Below are 18,030 nucleotides of genomic sequence, written 5' to 3'. Positions count from 1 at the left end.
TAAGATGAAAGTATATCTGATGCGGCATGGAGAAACCGATTACAATAAAAAAGGACTGATACAGGGAACACTTGACATTCCATTAAATGAATTCGGACTGGAATTAGCCGAAAAGACCAAAGAGGGATTCCAAAACGAAGGATTGACTTTTGACTACTGTTATTGCAGTCCGTTAATTCGTGCCAGACAGACGGCAGGGATTATTCTGCGAGGAACGGACACCCCGATTTCCTATGATGAACGTATCCGTGAAATGAACTTCGGAGAAGGGGAAGGACAGAAGCTTGCTGATCTCAGCTGGAATCCGGCCCTTAAAAATATTGATGCTTTATTTCATGCGCCGGAACAGTATCGTGCCACGGAACAGGGCGAAAGCTACGAAGCATTACTTGGCAGGGTGGAAGATTTTTTAAAGCATGAAATCCTTCCACTGGAAGAAAAAATGAAGCGTGTGCTCATCTGCTGTCATGGTGGAATCATCCGGGCATTTCTTGCATACATAAAAGGACTTGAAATCAAGGATTTCTGGAACAGCCACCAGCCAAACTGCAGTGTAAATATATTAGAAGTAAAGAATCAGAAAATAAGGATTCTCGAAGAACATAAAATTTATTACACACTGCCGGAAGAAAAGAAAGGAAGTATACTCTGATGCCAACTTGGAATTCCAGAGGATTAAGAGGTTCTACGTTAGAGGAATTTATCAACCGGACCAATGAAAAATATGCAGAGCATAATTTAGCAATGATACAGAAAATTCCGACACCGATTACACCAATTAATATTGATAAAGAAACAAGACATATTACCCTTGCCTATTTTGACCAGAAAAGTACCGTAGATTATATCGGGGCAGTACAGGGCATTCCGGTCTGCTTTGATGCCAAGGAATGTCACACCGATACGTTTCCTCTTGCCAATGTGCATGCTCACCAGATTCAGTTTATGCAGGATTTTGAAAATCAGCAGGGTATTTCTTTTATTCTGATATTTTATACCCAACGGGATGAATTTTACTATATGCCATTCCGACAGCTTTATGAATTCTGGGAGAGAGCCCAGAATGGCGGACGGAAGAGCTTCCGGCTAGAAGAATTAAATCCGGAATTTTTCCTGCCAAAGAAGTCCGGAATCCTGGTTCCTTATCTGGAAGGCTTGAAAAAAGATTTGGAGCTAAGGGATTGACAATTATTTCTAGGTAATATATACTAGGAAAAGCAATTCACCGTGGTAGCATGGTAGCACGCTAAAGTGTTTTGAGAAAAACTGGAGGTTTATATGAAAAATCAATTGTTACATACACCAGAGGGTGTCCGGGATATTTATAATGAAGAGTGTGAAAAAAAATTAGAGCTGCAGGATCGGCTGCATAAGGCTTTAAAACGACACGGATACCACAGTATTCAGACACCAACCTTTGAATTTTTCGATATATTTGGAAAAGAAGTTGGAACCATTCCATCCAACGAATTATATAAATTTTTTGACCGGGAAGGAAATACCCTTGTATTAAGACCGGATATAACACCATCTATTGCACGGTCTGCCGCAAAATATTTTATGGATGAAGATATGCCTATTCGCCTTTCTTATATGGGAAATACCTTTATCAACAATCACAGTTATCAGGGAAGATTAAAGGAATCCACCCAGCTTGGTGCAGAGTTAATCGGAGATGATACCGTAGATGCCGACGCAGAGATGATTGCCATGGCAATTGACGCATTAAAGAGCAGTGGTTTAAAGGATTTCCAGATTAGTGTGGGTCATGTGGAATTTTTCCGTGGATTAATGGAAGCGGCAGGACTTTCTGAAGAACAGGAAGAGTTTATCCGGGAACTGATTGCAAATAAGAATTTTTTTGGTGTAGAAGAAGAGATTTCCGACTGCTCCATGAACCAGAATTTAAAAGAATTATTCGGAATGCTTGGAACCATTTATGATAATGCAGCTTCCTTTGAAGAAGCAAAGACCTATGCGGCTGATTATCCACGGGTTTATAAAGCGATACGCAGACTGGAAGATTTGGATGCGGTGCTTAAAATATATGGCGTAGACAAATATGTGACCTATGAATTTGGTATGTTAAGCAGCTATCATTATTATACCGGAGTAATTTTTGCCGGTTATACTTACGGAAGCGGTGAACCGATTGTAAAGGGTGGCCGTTATGACAAGCTTCTTACTTATTTTGGAAAAGATGCAGCTTCCATTGGATTTGCGATAGTAGTAGACCAGTTAATGGCAGCAATTTCAAGACAGAAAATTGAGATTACCGTAAAACATGACAATCAGCTGATTGTATACAAACCGGAATACCGCAGGGAAGCAGTAAAGAAAGCCATTGCACTGAGGGCAAAGGACTGCAATGTGGAACTGATTGCCTGGGCAATGGATAAATCAAAAGCAGATTATGAAGCATATGCATTGCGAAATCAGATTGCAGAACTGACATTTATGGATGGAGAATAGAAATGGAAGATATGAGATATTTAACCTTTGCATTAGGCAAGGGAAGACTGGCAAATAAAACCTTAGAGACTTTTGAAAAAATCGGCATTACCTGTGAAGAAATGAAAGACAAGGATACCAGAAAACTTATTTTTGTCAATGAAGAATTAAAGCTTCGTTTCTTCCTTGCCAAGGGACCGGATGTACCAACTTATGTAGAGTATGGTGCGGCAGATATCGGTATTGTGGGAAAGGATACAATTTTAGAGGAAGCAAGAAATATTTATGAAGTATTGGATTTGGGCTTTGGAAAATGCAGAATGTGTATCTGCGGTCCAAAAGAATCCAAAGAATTATTACAGCATCACGAACTGATCCGTGTGGCAACCAAATATCCGCGCATTGCAAAAGACTATTTTTATAATAAGAAACATCAGACTGTAGAAATTATCAAATTAAACGGTTCCATCGAACTTGCCCCGATTGTTGGACTTGCTGAGGTAATATGTGATATTGTAGAGACAGGCTCAACCTTACGTGAAAACGGACTTGAAGTATTAGAAGAAGTTTGTCCGCTTTCTGCCCGGATGGTCGTAAATCAGGTTAGTATGAAAATGGAACATGAGCGGATTACGAAATTAATTACAGATTTAAAATCGGTATTAAAGGAGGCATAAACATGCGTATTTTAGAGTTGACAGAAGAGACAAAGGGTAATATATTAGAGAATCTTTTAAAGAGAAGCCCCAACAGCTACGGCAAATTTGAAGCCAGCGTACAGGAAATCATTGAAACGGTACGTGCCAACAGAGATGCTGCATTATTTGACTATACAGCGAGATTTGATGGCGCAACGATTAATAAAGATAATATTTTAGTAACAGAAGAAGAGATTAAGGAGGCTTATGATGCAGTAGATCCGAAGCTCCTTGAAGTCATCCGGAAATCTCTTGTAAATATCCGTACCTATCATGAAAAACAGCGTCAGAACAGCTGGTTTGACAGCCAGGATAAAGGTATTATCTTAGGTCAGAAGGTAACCGCATTAGCCCGTGTCGGTGTTTATGTACCGGGTGGAAAAGCCGTTTATCCTTCTTCCGTACTGATGAATATTGTTCCGGCCAAGGTTGCCGGAGTTGATGAAATTATTATGACAACACCGCCTGGAAAAGATGGTAAGGTAAATCCTTCTACCCTGGTTGCAGCAAGAGAAGCCGGTGCAGACCGCATCTATAAAGTAGGAGGCGCACAGGCAATTGCAGCTCTCGCCTTTGGTACCGAAAGCATTCCAAAAGTAGATAAAATTGTTGGCCCTGGAAATATTTATGTAGCTTTAGCGAAAAAAGCCGTATTCGGTTATGTCAGCATAGACTCCATCGCCGGACCAAGTGAGATTTTAGTATTAGCAGATGAAACAGCCAATCCAAGATATGTTGCAGCCGACCTTTTATCCCAGGCAGAGCATGATGAAATGGCTTCCGCAATTTTGATTACCACAAGCCGTGAACTGGCAGAGCGTGTTTCTGAGGAAGCAGCAAAATTTACCGCACAGCTTTCCAGAAAAGAAATCATCCAGAAATCCTTAGATAACTATGGATATATTTTAATTGCAGATAATATGGAGGAAGCCATTGCTGCAGTAAATGAAATTGCATCCGAACATATGGAAATTGTAACAAAGAATCCATTTGAAGTTATGACCAAGGTAAGAAATGCCGGAGCAATTTTCATCGGTGAATACAGCAGTGAACCGCTTGGTGATTATTTTGCAGGACCAAACCACGTTCTTCCAACCAATGGAACCGCAAAATTCTTCTCTGCATTATCCGTAGATGATTTTATTAAGAAATCCAGCATTATTTCCTATTCCAGGGAAGCATTAGAGGAAGTATATAAAGATATTGCCCAGTTTGCAGAGTGCGAACAGTTGACGGCACATGCAAATTCCGTTAAAGTAAGATTTGAAGACGAAAACTAAACGGAGGTTTGTTTCATGGAACAAAGACGTATTGCAGAATATACAAGAAAAACAAAAGAAACCGATATTTACCTTTCCTTTGATTTGGACGGCAGAGGGGATGCAAAGGTAGATACCGGAATTGGATTTTTCGACCATATGTTAGATGGCTTTGCAAGACATGGATTATTTGATTTAAATGTCAAAGTGACCGGAGATCTGGTGGTGGACTGTCATCATACCATTGAAGATACCGGAATCGTCCTTGGCAATGCCATTAAAAAAGCAGTCGGTGACAAAAAGGGTATCAAACGTTTTGGAAGCTGTATGCTTCCCATGGATGAGACACTGGTGCTTTGTGCGGTAGATTTATCCGGAAGACCGTATCTATCCTTTGATGCAGAATTTACCACAGACCGCGTAGGTTATATGGATACCGAAATGGTAAAAGAATTCTTTTATGCCATTTCCTATAGCGCCGGAATGAATTTACATCTTAAGGTCATTACAGGCGGAAATAACCATCATATGATTGAAGCCATGTTTAAGGCATTTGCAAAGGCATTGGATGAGGCAACCATCATTGACCCGCGTATTACCGACATATTATCAACGAAAGGCAGTTTATAGGTGAGCATATGAAACACAAGAATATAGTAGCAACCATTTATCTGAAAAACGGAGAGGCAGTAAAGAGCCCGAGTGACCTTAGTTCTGCAGGAGATTTAAAAGAACTTACCAAGCTTTATAATGACAGTGGAATTGATAAGATTTTAATCTATGACTTATCAACCGATGATGAAGAGCATGAGAAAAATATTCATACGGTAAAAGATATTTTCCGTACTGTAGAGATTCCGATTTATGCAGGTGGAAATATCAACCGTCTGGAAGACATTAAGAAATTTATCTATGCCGGATGTAAACAGGTTGTTTTAAACGGTGCCAAATCTGTCAGCATGTCTTTGGCGGAGGAAGGTGCAAAACGATTCGGAAAAGACCGTATGATAGTTTCTGTAAAGAATATTGATTTCTTATTCAAACACAAAGATGAACTGGATGAATATTTTCATGAAATGATTGTTCTTGATCCATCCATGATGGACGGAGTAGAAAATATTACAAATCTGCCATATGTCGTTCAGTATGATAATTATGACAAGGATACACTGGTGGATGTATTAAAACGTGAAAATGTCAGAGGAATCTGTGGTGCATTTATTAATGATACCAGGACAGATATCATGAAATTAAAGACAGAATTTGCAGCCAGCGGAATCCGTATGGACAATTTTGCTCCGGCATTAAAATGGAGTGATTTCAAATTGAATTCGGATGGAATGGTACCTGTTGTAGTACAGGACTACCGTACCGATGAAGTACTTATGGTAGCTTATATGAATGAAGAAGCGTTCAATACCACCATTTCCAGCGGAAAGATGACTTATTACAGCCGCAGCCGTAAGGCGTTGTGGATGAAGGGTGAGACCAGTGGTCATATCCAGTATGTGAAATCTTTAACGGCAGACTGTGACTTTGATACCATTCTTGCAAAGGTATCCCAGATTGGCGTGGCATGTCATACCGGAGCACCAAGCTGCTTTTTTAATGAAATTGTCAAGAAAGAATATGCTGAGAAAAATCCACTGCAGGTATTTGAGGATGTCTACTCCATTATTGCGGATCGTAAGATTCATCCAAAGGAAGGCTCTTATACCAACTACCTTTTCGATAAGGGAATTGATAAGATTTTAAAGAAGGTCGGCGAAGAAGCAACCGAGATTGTCATTGCCGCAAAGAATCCGGAACCGGAAGAGATTATTTATGAAATTTCAGATTTCCTTTATCATGCAATGGTATTGATGGTAGAAAAAGGCGTAACATGGGAGGATGTTACCCAGGAACTTGCCCAGAGATAACATACATAGTTCCTGCACTTTCTGCATAGATTACAGCAGAACAACAATCAGGCGATGATATGCAGAAAGGTGCGATTTATTTGGAACAGGATTATATTGCAAACAGACGGGAATATATTCTTCGTGCCAGAAATTCTTTTTCGGAATCACGGAAAGACACGGACGAGGAGTTAATAAACACAGGAAAAGCAGCCATTTGGAAAGTAAAATGGCTGCTTTGTATTTGCCTTTTTGTGGTGTTTGTTTTATGTGATAAAGGAAAGCTTCCTTTTCCGGGAACTGCCGGTGAAAAAGATACCAAATGGATGTATCGGCAATTAGAAGAAAACTATGATTATACAAAACTGCAAAAGTATGTTATGATGATTTCGGATTTTGCAAAAAATATATAAGCGTTATTTTTTTCACAAATCGGATTATGATATTTAAGAATGATTGAGGTACCAGATGAACACTTTAGCATTAAGTGATGAAATACTTTTAACAATTGATAAACCGGCCCGTTATATCGGAAACGAGCTGAACATGGTAAAGAAGAATCCGAAGGATGTTGACATCCGTTTTGCAATGTGCTTTCCGGATGTCTATGAAATCGGAATGTCTCACCTGGGCATTCAGATTTTATATGATATGTTTAATAAACGGGATGATGTATACTGCGAACGGGTTTATTCTCCGTGGCCGGATTTACACAAGATTATGAAAGAAAAAAATATTCCTTTATTTGCACTGGAAAGTCAGGAGCCGATTAAGGATTTTGATTTCCTTGGTATTACCATCCAGTATGAGATGTGCTATACCAATATTTTACAGATTCTTGATTTATCCCAGATTGCCATGCTGTCTTCTGAGCGAAAAGAAGATGACCCGATTGTAATCGGTGGCGGTCCTTGCAGCTATAATCCGGAGCCGATTGCAGATTTCTTTGATTTGTTCTATATCGGAGAAGGCGAAATTTCTTATACGGAATTATTTACGCTGTATAAGCAGTGCAGGAAAGAAAAGGCCAGCAGAAAGGAATTCTTACGCCGTGCAGCGTCTATTCCTGGAATCTATGTGCCTTCCATGTATGAGGTGGCTTATAAAGAAGATGGAACGATTGCATCCTTTACACCAAAATATGAGGATGTGCCGGCAACGGTAAAGAAACAGATTCAGATGGATATGTCCCATTCTGTTTACCCGGAGAAACCGGTTGTTCCTTTTATTAAAGCAACCCAGGATCGTGTGGTATTAGAGATTCAGCGTGGTTGTATCCGCGGCTGCCGTTTCTGTCAGGCAGGAATGATTTACCGTCCGGTCCGTGAAAAAGATGTAGAAGTCTTAAAACATTATGCTTATGAAATGTTAAAGAATACCGGACATGAAGAGATTTCTTTAAGTTCTTTAAGTTCCAGTGATTATTCGCAACTGGAAGAACTGGTTAATTTTCTGATTGATAACTTTAAGGATAAAGGCGTAAATATTTCTCTGCCATCTCTTCGTATCGATGCATTTTCCTTAGACGTTATGGGAAAAGTGCAGGATATCAGAAAGAGCAGCCTTACCTTTGCTCCGGAAGCCGGTTCCCAGCGTCTTCGTAATGTTATTAATAAAGGACTGACGGAAGAGGTGATTTTAAATGGTGCCGGAATGGCGTTTGAAGGCGGCTGGAATAAAGTAAAGCTTTATTTCATGCTAGGACTTCCGACCGAGACGGAAGATGATATGCGTGCCATAGCAGAACTTGCCAATAAAATTGCAGTCCGTTATTATGAGATTCCAAAGGAAGAGCGGAATGGAAAATGTCAGATTACTATCAGTACCTCTTTCTTTGTACCAAAGCCATTTACTCCATTCCAGTGGGCGAGAATGTATGATAAGGACAGCTATCTTGGCAGAGCAAGGTGGTAAATGATGCTGTAAAAGAACAGTTAAACCGCAAGAGCATCAAGTATAACTGGCATGAAGCAGATGTTACGGTATTAGAGGGTATTCTTGCAAGAGGAGACCGCCGGATTGCCCCTGCCTTGCTTAAGGTTTATGAAAAAGGTGGTATCTTTGATGCCTGGACGGAATTTTTTGATAATAACCGCTGGGTAGAGGCTTTTGCGGAATGTGGCATCGATACCGATTTCTATACCATGCGGGAACGTCCTCTGGATGAAATTTTCCCATGGGATTTTATTGATGATGGCGTTTCGAAAAAGTTCTTAATCCGCGAATGGGAACGTGCCAGAAAAGAAGAAGTAACTCCAAACTGCCGGATGCAGTGTCAGGGCTGTGGAGCTGCTCAGTTTAAGGGAGGTGTCTGCTTTGAAAATAAGAATTAAATTTCGAAAATATGGTGTAATGAAATTTATCGGACACCTTGATATGATGCGTTATTTCCAGAAAGCAATGCGTCGTGCTGAGATTGATATTGCATATTCCGAGGGATTTTCCCCGCATCAGATTATGTCTTTTGCGGCACCGCTGGGAGTTGGAATCACCAGTGATGGAGAATATCTTGATATTGAAGTACATTCTACCAGAAGTTCAATTGAATCCGTTAAGGCTTTAAATGATACCATGGTGGAAGGTGTTGAAATCGTATCTTACCGGATGCTGCCAGAGCATGCAAAAACAGCGATGTCCATTGTTGCAGCAGCAGACTATAACGTATTTTATAAGGATAAAGGAAATTGTCCATTCACTTTGGATGAATTGAAAGGTAAAGTAAAAGCATTTTATGAAGATGCTCCGGAGATTCTGGTTACGAAAAAGACGAAAAAAAGCGAAAAAGTCATGGACTTAAAGCAGCTGGTATATGATTTTCAGGTTGAGGAAGCAGATGGCTGTCCATTCTTTTATCTTAAAGTATCTACAGGAAGCGTAGATAATGTAAAACCAGAGCTTTTGTTAGAAGCCTTTTACCGGTATCTTGAACTTCCTTATAACGAAATGCAGTTTCAGATTCATCGTGTGGACGTATATGCCCGAAAAGAAGACGGCACTCTGATTGCATTGGATGAAATGGGAGATGACATTCTTGAATAAATTTATCATTACAAGGCAGCATTATGTAGGCGACTCCTATTTTACGGCACTGTTAGATGAAAAGGACAAGTTTAGGGAAATTGCATTTCATCCGTTATCCGAAGAAAATCAGGTTGTACCGGGAATAATTTGTATTGCCAGGGTAAAAAAGATTGCCGCGAACTTAGATGCCGCTTTTGTGGACATTGCAAAGGGAGTAACCTGTTATCTGGAAACAGCACATATAAAAGATGCCTGGTTTTCGAAGCAGTGCAGAAGCGGAAAGCTGACCGAAGGGGATGAACTTGTGGTGCAGATTACCAAAGAGGCGATCAAGACCAAGTATCCCATTGCAGATACCAAGCTTTCCCTTACCGGAAAATATTTTGTCCTGACAAATGAAAAACGTCCCCTTGCCATTTCTTCTAAATTAAGTGCGGATGAAAAAGAAAGGTTAAGCAGTCAGGTACAGCTTTTCGAACAGATGCGGCTTTTTGAAAAAGAAGCAGTTACCGATACAAAGCAGAATGCCGGACAGGAAGAAAAAAGAAAGCCGCATAGTCTTATCGTAAGAACCAATGCGGCAGGAGCTTCTCCGGAAGAATTGGAAACAGAATACCGGAAACTTTTATCTGACTATCAGAAGTTAGCTGCAACTTTTCATTTCCGTACCTGTTACAGCATTCTGATGCTGCCAAAGAAATTTTATGAAAATGCCATTAATCACCTTTACCAGGAAGAGCTTGGTGAAATTATTACGGATGATAAGAATATCTATGAAGAGCTTCAACAGCTTTATGCCGGAAATCCTGATATTTTATCTAAGATACGGTTCTATGAAAATGATGCCATTTCATTAGGAACCCTTTATTCCTTTGAGACGCAGATACAGCGTGCAATATCGGAACGGGTCTGGATGAAGTCCGGTGCTTATCTTATCATTCAGCCAACGGAAGCTCTGACAGTTATCGATGTAAACAGTGGAAAGAATACTTCCGGAAAAAATGCAGAAGAATATTATTATAAGATTAATTTAGAAGCTGCTGCAGAGATTTCAAGACAGCTCCGGCTTCGTAATATTTCAGGAATTGTCATTGTGGATTTCATCAATATGGCAAAAGAAGAGCAAAGAAAAGAGCTGATGCACCAGTTCCGGTTATCCTTAAAAGAAGACCCGGTTCCGGTACGGCTTGTGGATATTACAAAGCTTGGCTTAGTGGAGCTGACCCGGAAGAAGGAGCGTAAGACCCTTTTGGAGCAGGTGGCTCAGCTAAGATGATAGCAGCTGCAAAAGCCACATCAAGGTATCTATCAAGATATGCAAAGAAATATCTGAATACAATACCCGGAAAGTACCTGAAAAATAATTAAAATTATAGCGTGAAATAGTTGACGAATCGTAATTCGTGTGCTATGATACAACAGTATGCCGCACAGTGAGGTATAAGTCTATCGTAAGGATAGCACCACAACTGGCGAGTAATGATAATAGGAGGTGCCATATGTACGCAATTATAGCAACAGGTGGTAAACAGTACAAAGTATCTGAAGGCGATATCATTACCATTGAAAAGCTTGGTGTTGAGGCTGGTGAGAAAGTAACTTTCGATCAGGTTTTAGCAGTATCTGACAACGGATTAAAAGTTGGTGCAGACGCAGCTAATGCAACTGTAGAAGCTTCTGTAGTAAAAGAAGGCAGAGCTAAGAAAGTTATCGTTTACAAGTATAAGAGAAAAACCGGCTATCACAAGAAGAACGGTCATAGACAGGCGTTCACACAGGTGAAAATCGAAAAAATTAATGCGTAATCGATAGGAAATTGTTATGACAAAGATAACGATTTTTCGAAACCAGAAACAAGAGTATCTTGCTTTTTCCTGTGTCGGACATGCTGAATATGCAGATGCCGGAGAGGATATTGTATGTGCAGGAATTTCGGTTCTTGTGATTAATACAATTAATGCCCTTGGAATGTTCACAAAAGAGCATTTTAAGACCAATCAGGACGAAGAGACCGGATTGATTTCCGTATCTTTTGAGCAGCCGGCAGGACATGATGCAAAGTTACTTTTGGACACAATGGTTTTAGGCTTACAGGGAATACAAAACAATTATGGAAATGATTACATCATTTTAAACTTCAAGGAGGTGTAGAACATGTTGAATATGAACCTTCAGTTTTTTGCTCATAAAAAGGGAGTTGGTTCTACTAAGAACGGTAGAGATTCTGAATCCAAGAGATTAGGTGCAAAAAGAGCAGACGGACAGTTCGTTAAGGCTGGTAACATTTTATACAGACAGCGTGGAACAAAGATTCATCCAGGCGTTAACGTTGGTATCGGCGGAGATGATACTTTATTCGCATTAACAGACGGTGTTCTTAGATTTGAAAGAAAAGGCAGAGATAAGAAACAGGCTTCTGTTTATCCAGTAGCAACAAACGAATAAGATGCATGATAGACCCGACACGAAAGCGCCGGGTCTATTTTCACTTATAGGAAACTATATTTTAACTTGAAGTAATTTAGAAGCACTTAAAGTTATCATTCGATTACAGTAACTGATGTTTGTTCACAATCAATAATGAGGTAGAAAATTATGTTTGCCGATAGTGCAAAAATTATTATAAAATCAGGAAAAGGCGGCAACGGTCATGTGAGCTTCCGCCGTGAAAAATATGTTCCGGATGGCGGTCCGGACGGTGGCGATGGTGGAAAAGGTGGCGATATCATCTTTGAAGTAGATGACAGCATGAATACATTAAATGATTTCCGTCATAAACACAAATGGGCTGCAGAAAACGGAGAAGAAGGAAAAAAACGAAACTGCCACGGAAAAAAGGGTGAAGACCTTGTCATCCATGTTCCTGCCGGAACCATTATCCGTGATGCAGCTACCGATAAGGTAATTGCAGATATGTCCGGTGAGAATAAAAGACAGATTATTTTAACCGGTGGAAAGGGTGGACTTGGCAATCAGCATTTTGCGACCTCTTCCATGCAGGCACCGAAATATGCACAGCCGGGGCAGGAAGCATTGGAACTTGAAGTTCGACTGGAACTTAAAGTAATTGCTGACGTTGGTTTAGTCGGCTTCCCAAATGTGGGAAAATCAACTTTATTATCCAGTTCCACCAATGCAACACCAAAGATTGCAAATTATCATTTTACAACTTTAAATCCGATTCTTGGTGTCGTTGATTTAGGCGAAGGTGCCGGATTTGTCATGGCTGATATTCCGGGGCTGATTGAAGGGGCATCCGAAGGAATCGGCCTTGGACATGAATTCTTAAAGCATATAGAGCGAACCAAGGTTATCATTCATGTCGTGGATGCTGCCGGAACAGAAGGCAGAGATCCGATTGCAGATATTCATGCCATCAATCAGGAGCTGGAATCCTTTAACCCTGAATTGTTAAAGAAACCTCAGGTTATTGCAGCCAATAAAATTGATGCTATTTATGAAGGCAATAATGAAATAATTGAGAAATTAAAAGAAACCTTTGAACCATCCGGCATTAAAGTGTTTCCAATTTCTGCGGTCAGCCGTCAGGGTGTCCGTGAGTTAATGTTTTATGTGAAGAGTCTTTTAGATGAAATGGACGATACACCGGTTATCTATGAACAGGAATTCTTCCCGGATTCGAGAGCATTAGAGGGTGAACCTTATACCATTGAGATTGATCCGGAAGATGGTGCTTATGTTGTAGAAGGTCCTAAGATTGATAAAATGCTGGGTTACACCAATATTGATTCGGAGAAAGGTTTCCTTTTCTTCCAGAAATTCTTAAAAGAACAGGGAATCTTAAAGGAATTAGAGGCTAAGGGTATTCAGGAAGGTGACACCGTCCGTATGTATGGACTTGAATTCGATTATTATAAGGAGTAAATCATTATGGAATTAACGAGTAAGCAGCGTTCCCATTTAAGAGGAATGGCAAGTACGATAAATCCAATTTTCCAGATTGGAAAGGCATCTCTTACACCGGAAATTATTTCAGCAGTAGATGATGCCATTGAAAAACGTGAATTAATCAAGATTTCTGTATTAAAAAACTGTGCAGATGATCCTCGCGAATTAGGCGAAATAATTGCAGAGCGTACGCATGCACAGGTGGTTGCGGTAACTGGTAAAAAAATCGTTCTTTACCGTAAATCAAAGAAACATCCAAAGATTGAATTGTTATAAACGAAAGCTTTTATACCTTGGAAGGGTGGTAGAAGATTGAAGAAAGTGCGTATTGGAATTATTGGCGGAACCTTTGATCCGATTCATATCGGGCATCTGATTATTGCACAGAATGCGGTAACACAATATCATTTAGACCAGATTCTTTTTATTCCAACGGGACATTCGCCTCATAAGGATGATAAAGAGATTGAACAGTCTGCCCACCGGCTGGAAATGATTCGCCTGTCGATTAAAAATAATCCGGATTTTTATTTTTCGGCCATGGAGATTAATGCAGCCCGCACCAGTTATACGTATCTGACGCTGCAGGAGCTTCATCGGACCTATCCGGACTGGGAACTCTATTTCATTATGGGAGCAGATTCCCTTGATTATCTGGATAAATGGATGGAGCCGGCAGAAATTTGCCGTCTTGCAACGCTCTTAGTTGCCATCAGAGACGATTTGGATATGAACCGGATAAAGAATAAGGCTGCGGAGTTAAAGCGGCTCTATTCGGCAGATATAAGGCCGATTATCACACCAAATGTTTCCGTTTCTTCTCATAATATCCGGGAGCGGGTAGCAAAAGGGGAACCGATACGTTACCTTGTCACACCGGAAGTGGAAGAATATATTGCCCACCAGTGTTTATATCAGGAGGATGAAGGCCAGACACCAATGAACGAAAGATTAAATAAGATAAAAAAAACATTAAAAAAGGAATTGGATAAAGACCGTTATGAGCATACTTTAGGGGTCATGTATACCTCAGCCTGTCTTGCCATGGCAAATGATTATGATATGGAAAAGGCTCAGCTTGCAGGTCTGCTCCACGATTGTGCCAAGTGTATTCCAAATGAAAAAAAGTTAAAAATATGTGCAAAGAATAACATTCCTGTCACGCAGGTGGAAAAGGATAATCCATTTTTACTTCATGCTAAAGTCGGCGCATTTCTTGCCAGAGTATTATATGAAGTAGAGGACGAAGAGATTCTTCATGCAATTTCTGTTCATACCACCGGGGCACCGGCAATGAATACACTGGATAAAATCGTATTTATTGCTGATTATATCGAACCAAAACGGGATAAAGCAGCAAACCTAAAAGAAATCAGAAAAACATCCTTTGAAGATTTAGATGAAGCACTGAAAATGATTTTAAGTGATACCATTCATTATCTCAATGGCAGTAAAAATGATAAAAATATCGATCCAATGACAATTGAAACATATCATTACTATACAGGAGGTTCTCATGAATAAACAGTCGAAAGAAATGGCGAAGCTTGCATATCAGGCTTTATCGGAAAAGAAGGCAGAAGATATCCGTATTATTGATATCAGTGAAATATCTGTTATCGCAGATTATTTTATTATCGCCAGTGGAAGTAATGCCAACCAGTTACAGGCTATGCAGGACAGCGTAGATGAACAGTTATATAAAGCCGGTTATCATGCAAAACAGATTGAAGGAAATCAGCGTTCCAGCTGGATTCTGATGGACTACAGTGATATTATCGTTCATATCTTCTCAAAAGAAGATCGTCTCTTCTACGATTTAGAGCGCATCTGGAGAGATGGAAAAGATATTGACCCGGAAGAACTTTAAAATACCAGAAGATTTTTATTATTAAAATTTTTTACTGTAAGCAAAATCCATATTTATTACAGAAATTATCTGATTAATGGTAATTCTGACCTATTGTGCCATTTACTAAAGTAATATAAAATTATATAAAATAATTAACTTCAAAGGAGAAAGAAATGAAAAAGAGACTATTAATTCTAGGAATGATTTTTACAATGGCTGTGTCATCAGCAGGCTGTGGAAGTTCGTCATCAGACAATGCTGGTAAGACAGACCAAACAAAACAAACAGCAGATGTGCAGGACAGCCAGAAAGACACATCTTCAAGTGATAAGTCTGATAATAAGAATGATACTAGTTATAAATCAGCAGATGAAATCACAATGGATGATTTGATGAGCCATGATGAGACACCGGCAGAGGATTTTGAGTTAATTGACAACTCAGATGAAATAGTAATAGAGAAGTATGTTGGTAAGGATCCAATCGTGGTTATTCCAGATGAAATTGATGGAAAGAAAGTTGTTGGATTTAATAAAACATTTGCGAATGACAAAGATGTTGTAGCTGTTCGGATTGGGAATAATGTTACCGAAGTGGCAAAAACGGCATTTGGTAATTGTGAAAAACTTAAATATGTAGTTCTTGGAAATTCTGTAAAAACTATAGGTGGAGCTGCTTTTGTAAACACTAATCTTCAGAATTTAATACTAAATGAAGGATTAGAAAAAATCGGTGAAGATGATTTCTCAAATATGATTTATCCTCCGATGAACAATGAAGGAATGGATTTGAAAGTTCCAGAAAGTGTTACAGAGATGCATGTTATAGACTTCAATTTGATTGTTAAGGCTGGTTCATATGCTGAACAATATGCAAAAGAAAATAATCTTACATACACAGTAGAATAATTCTGTATGATTTACTTCTAGTTAACGATTAAGCTAAGGCCCCGGACTGTTTGATATAGTTTGCAACAAGGGGCATCAGTGTGTAAATTTTAAGGGCTTTCCATCATGGGAAGCTCTTTTTTAACTTTACGAAAAGATGGACCAATGCGGGAAGTAAGCTGTTCAAGGAGAACTTTACGGAAGGCATGATGAACACAAGAAACAAGCTTACAGGACATATGAAAAGAACGAAGCTGGTTGTATTTGTTTCCACAGGAAGGGCAAAAATGGCTTTTACAGCGAAAGGGAACAAATTTAAGATTTCCACAGTGAAGACAGCCATACATGGCACCACCGTGAGAAGGATCACCACAATGAATCATCTTGTTGACATTTTCGATAACAGAAGGACGAGGATGAAGTTTGTAAATGATAGGTTCATAATAATCAGTAAAGATAGGTTGTAATATATTCATAATAGAATTTTACAATAAAGAAAGACAAAGGAAAACCCCGTCCCCTCATGAATGAGGGGTCAGGGGAGCTGAGAGTGTCGAAGACACTTTTTTACGCGAATAGCTCGCAAAGCGTATTTCTCGTAGTTTTATGGGTGTTAGTCTGTTGAGTGCATTCATAAGAGTCTACCGAAAGCAGGCTCTATAGTTAATACTTATAACTAAGCAAGGAAACGGAATACGCCGAATACCTTTCCGAGAATAGAACATTCTTTTACAATAATCGGATCCATGGAATCATTTTCCGGCTGCAGACGATAATAACCATCCTCCTTATAAAAGGTCTTAACCGTTGCAGAATCATCTACAAGAGCAACCACAATATCACCATTAGATGCAGTAGACTGACGCTTTACAAGAACATTATCCCCGTCAAAAATACCTGCATTAATCATACTTTCTCCCTTAACACGAAGCATAAAGCTTTCTGCATTTGGCATAAACTCTGCTGGAATAGGAAAATAGCTGGTAATATTTTCTACTGCAAGAATCGGCTGCCCTGCAGCAACACTTCCTACCATAGGAACATTAACAACCTCACGTCTGGTTAAATTAAAGCTGTCATCAATGATCTCAATTGCTCTTGGCTTCGTAGGGTCACGTCTGATATATCCATTCTTCTCAAGAGTTTCCAGATGAGAATGAACCGAAGAAGTTGATTTCAGATTAACTGCTTCACAAATTTCACGAACAGCAGGTGGGTATCCTTTATTTAAAATTTCCTGTTTAATATATTCAAGAATTTCCTTTTGTTTTGAACTGATTTTTCCGTATGCCATCTCATTACCTCCTTTTTATATTCTAAGTCTAACATATGTTCACAGAAAAAGCAAACACATATTCCGAAAATTTGTTCGCTTTTCTTCTTGACAAACGAATGTTCCCTATATATAATGCATATATAAACAAATGTTCGCAACAGACGTTCGAAAGGAGACGAAACAATGAATCGTGATAATAGAGTATATGGATACAACGAATATAAAGAATACTACAGAAGGGGAAATAGAATGGACAACAGGCGCAGATATATGGATGGAACTCAGTATACATCGAATCGTACGATGGCAATTCGTGCAAACGGAAGAAGAAACAAAGCATATGTGTGCCAGATTCAAAGATATCTTATTATTTCTTTTCTGGCAGTGCTTTTAACCATCCTTGGTGTTATTTTAGGAAGCAACCTGCTTGCTTCTTCACAGAGCAAAGCTTCCAATGAGGTAAATACCTATAAATATTATACCAGCATTGAAGTACAGAAAGGGGATACTCTCTGGACTATTGCTCAGCAATATGCCGATGATGACGCCGATTATGCATCCTATATCGAAGAAGTAAAAGAGATGAACCAGTTGACCAGTGATACCATCCATGCAGGAGAGTACCTTACTGTTTCTTATTCTTCCAGTGAATTTAAATAGGATTTCAGATATGACAGAACACAGACCGCTTTTAGATAAAATAGATACCTTTCTGGATAAATAAGATATACAAGAAGAGATTTTGTTTTAATGCTATTTTAAATATTATTTTTAATTTT

General features: G+C 39.3%; 20 protein-coding genes and 2 pseudogenes. 20 read left to right on the top strand and 2 right to left on the bottom strand.

Going from position 1 to position 18,030, the window contains the following annotated elements; all coding sequences use genetic code 11:
- Nucleotides 1-4 precede the first annotated feature (4 nt).
- The 19 genes and pseudogenes from DW059_RS09575 (at nt 5) to DW059_RS09485 (ending at nt 15,996) form a co-directional block, all read left to right on the top strand.
- Nucleotides 5-652 carry a histidine phosphatase family protein gene (locus tag DW059_RS09575; RefSeq protein ID WP_117698629.1) on the top strand — a complete coding sequence of 216 codons (648 nt, stop codon included), beginning with the start codon at nt 5-7 and terminating at the stop codon, nt 650-652.
- Complete coding sequence (locus tag DW059_RS09570) at nt 652-1,185, top strand: Holliday junction resolvase RecU (protein WP_117698628.1); 534 nt, start codon at nt 652-654, stop codon at nt 1,183-1,185. The genes DW059_RS09575 and DW059_RS09570 overlap by 1 nt, the downstream gene beginning before the upstream one ends.
- 93 nt (nt 1,186-1,278) lie before the next feature.
- On the top strand, nt 1,279-2,472 hold the full coding sequence (hisZ, locus tag DW059_RS09565) for an ATP phosphoribosyltransferase regulatory subunit (protein ID WP_117698627.1): 1,194 nt from the start codon (nt 1,279-1,281) through the stop codon (nt 2,470-2,472).
- Between the two features lie 2 nt (nt 2,473-2,474).
- Nucleotides 2,475-3,128, top strand: coding sequence for an ATP phosphoribosyltransferase (gene hisG / locus DW059_RS09560; protein ID WP_117698626.1), 654 nt, complete (start codon nt 2,475-2,477; stop codon nt 3,126-3,128).
- 2 nt (nt 3,129-3,130) lie between these two features.
- Nucleotides 3,131-4,429 (top strand): histidinol dehydrogenase, encoded by a 1,299-nt coding sequence (hisD, locus tag DW059_RS09555; RefSeq protein ID WP_022243845.1) that lies wholly within the window; start codon nt 3,131-3,133, stop codon nt 4,427-4,429.
- A gap of 15 nt (nt 4,430-4,444) precedes the next feature.
- Nucleotides 4,445-5,038: an imidazoleglycerol-phosphate dehydratase HisB gene (gene hisB / locus DW059_RS09550; RefSeq protein ID WP_022243844.1), complete on the top strand. Its 594-nt coding sequence runs from the start codon at nt 4,445-4,447 to the stop codon at nt 5,036-5,038.
- Between the two features lie 8 nt (nt 5,039-5,046).
- Nucleotides 5,047-6,327, top strand: coding sequence for a bifunctional phosphoribosyl-AMP cyclohydrolase/phosphoribosyl-ATP diphosphatase HisIE (gene hisIE, locus DW059_RS09545; RefSeq protein WP_117698625.1), 1,281 nt, complete (start codon nt 5,047-5,049; stop codon nt 6,325-6,327).
- Nucleotides 6,328-6,386: 59 nt separating this feature from the next.
- Complete coding sequence (locus DW059_RS09540) at nt 6,387-6,719, top strand: hypothetical protein (RefSeq protein ID WP_117698624.1); 333 nt, start codon at nt 6,387-6,389, stop codon at nt 6,717-6,719.
- Nucleotides 6,720-6,774: 55 nt separating this feature from the next.
- Nucleotides 6,775-8,639 (top strand): annotated as a pseudogene (locus tag DW059_RS09535) (TIGR03960 family B12-binding radical SAM protein).
- Nucleotides 8,623-9,345 (top strand): TIGR03936 family radical SAM-associated protein, encoded by a 723-nt coding sequence (locus DW059_RS09530; RefSeq protein ID WP_117698623.1) that lies wholly within the window; start codon nt 8,623-8,625, stop codon nt 9,343-9,345. Before DW059_RS09535 ends, DW059_RS09530 begins: the two are co-directional and overlap by 17 nt.
- Nucleotides 9,338-10,603, top strand: a complete 1,266-nt coding sequence (locus DW059_RS09525) for a ribonuclease E/G (protein WP_158552097.1) — start codon at nt 9,338-9,340, stop codon at nt 10,601-10,603. The genes DW059_RS09530 and DW059_RS09525 overlap by 8 nt, the downstream gene beginning before the upstream one ends.
- A 223-nt stretch (nt 10,604-10,826) precedes the next feature.
- Nucleotides 10,827-11,132, top strand: coding sequence for a 50S ribosomal protein L21 (gene rplU, locus DW059_RS09520; protein ID WP_022243838.1), 306 nt, complete (start codon nt 10,827-10,829; stop codon nt 11,130-11,132).
- Between the two features lie 16 nt (nt 11,133-11,148).
- Complete coding sequence (locus DW059_RS09515) at nt 11,149-11,478, top strand: ribosomal-processing cysteine protease Prp (RefSeq protein WP_117698621.1); 330 nt, start codon at nt 11,149-11,151, stop codon at nt 11,476-11,478.
- A gap of 3 nt (nt 11,479-11,481) precedes the next feature.
- Nucleotides 11,482-11,772 (top strand): 50S ribosomal protein L27, encoded by a 291-nt coding sequence (gene rpmA / locus DW059_RS09510; RefSeq protein WP_022243836.1) that lies wholly within the window; start codon nt 11,482-11,484, stop codon nt 11,770-11,772.
- 150 nt (nt 11,773-11,922) lie between these two features.
- The gene (gene obgE, locus DW059_RS09505) at nt 11,923-13,212 is read left to right on the top strand and encodes a GTPase ObgE (RefSeq protein WP_117698620.1); all 1,290 of its coding nucleotides are present in this window, start codon (nt 11,923-11,925) and stop codon (nt 13,210-13,212) included.
- 6 nt (nt 13,213-13,218) lie between these two features.
- On the top strand, nt 13,219-13,512 hold the full coding sequence (gene yhbY / locus DW059_RS09500; protein WP_117698619.1) for a ribosome assembly RNA-binding protein YhbY: 294 nt from the start codon (nt 13,219-13,221) through the stop codon (nt 13,510-13,512).
- A 45-nt stretch (nt 13,513-13,557) separates the two neighbouring features.
- Nucleotides 13,558-14,760 carry a nicotinate-nucleotide adenylyltransferase gene (nadD, locus tag DW059_RS17275; protein WP_330408372.1) on the top strand — a complete coding sequence of 401 codons (1,203 nt, stop codon included), beginning with the start codon at nt 13,558-13,560 and terminating at the stop codon, nt 14,758-14,760.
- A complete protein-coding gene (rsfS, locus tag DW059_RS09490) occupies nt 14,753-15,106 on the top strand; it encodes a ribosome silencing factor (protein ID WP_022243832.1) in 354 nt (117 codons plus the stop codon). Before nadD ends, rsfS begins: the two co-directional genes overlap by 8 nt.
- Before the next feature lie 155 nt (nt 15,107-15,261).
- Nucleotides 15,262-15,996, top strand: a complete 735-nt coding sequence (locus DW059_RS09485; RefSeq protein WP_117698617.1) for a leucine-rich repeat domain-containing protein — start codon at nt 15,262-15,264, stop codon at nt 15,994-15,996.
- A gap of 188 nt (nt 15,997-16,184) precedes the next feature.
- Here the strand turns inward: DW059_RS09485 and DW059_RS17625 are convergent.
- A pseudogene (locus DW059_RS17625) lies at nt 16,185-16,451 on the bottom strand (transposase zinc-binding domain-containing protein); the annotation flags it as partial.
- A 200-nt stretch (nt 16,452-16,651) separates the two neighbouring features.
- Nucleotides 16,652-17,269, bottom strand: coding sequence for a transcriptional repressor LexA (lexA, locus tag DW059_RS09475; RefSeq protein ID WP_022243831.1), 618 nt, complete (start codon nt 17,267-17,269; stop codon nt 16,652-16,654).
- Nucleotides 17,270-17,434: 165 nt separating this feature from the next.
- On the opposite strand from lexA, the gene yneA reads away from it, so the two are divergent.
- Nucleotides 17,435-17,911, top strand: coding sequence for a cell division suppressor protein YneA (gene yneA / locus DW059_RS09470; RefSeq protein WP_117698616.1), 477 nt, complete (start codon nt 17,435-17,437; stop codon nt 17,909-17,911).
- The last annotated feature ends 119 nt before the right edge of the window (nt 17,912-18,030 follow it).

Source organism: Roseburia sp. AF42-8 (assembly GCF_003435965.1).
In the GTDB taxonomy this organism is placed as follows: domain Bacteria; phylum Bacillota; class Clostridia; order Lachnospirales; family Lachnospiraceae; genus Roseburia_C; species Roseburia_C amylophila.
Note: the sequence above shows the minus strand (reverse complement) of the source record. Positions and strands in the feature narration are given on the sequence as shown.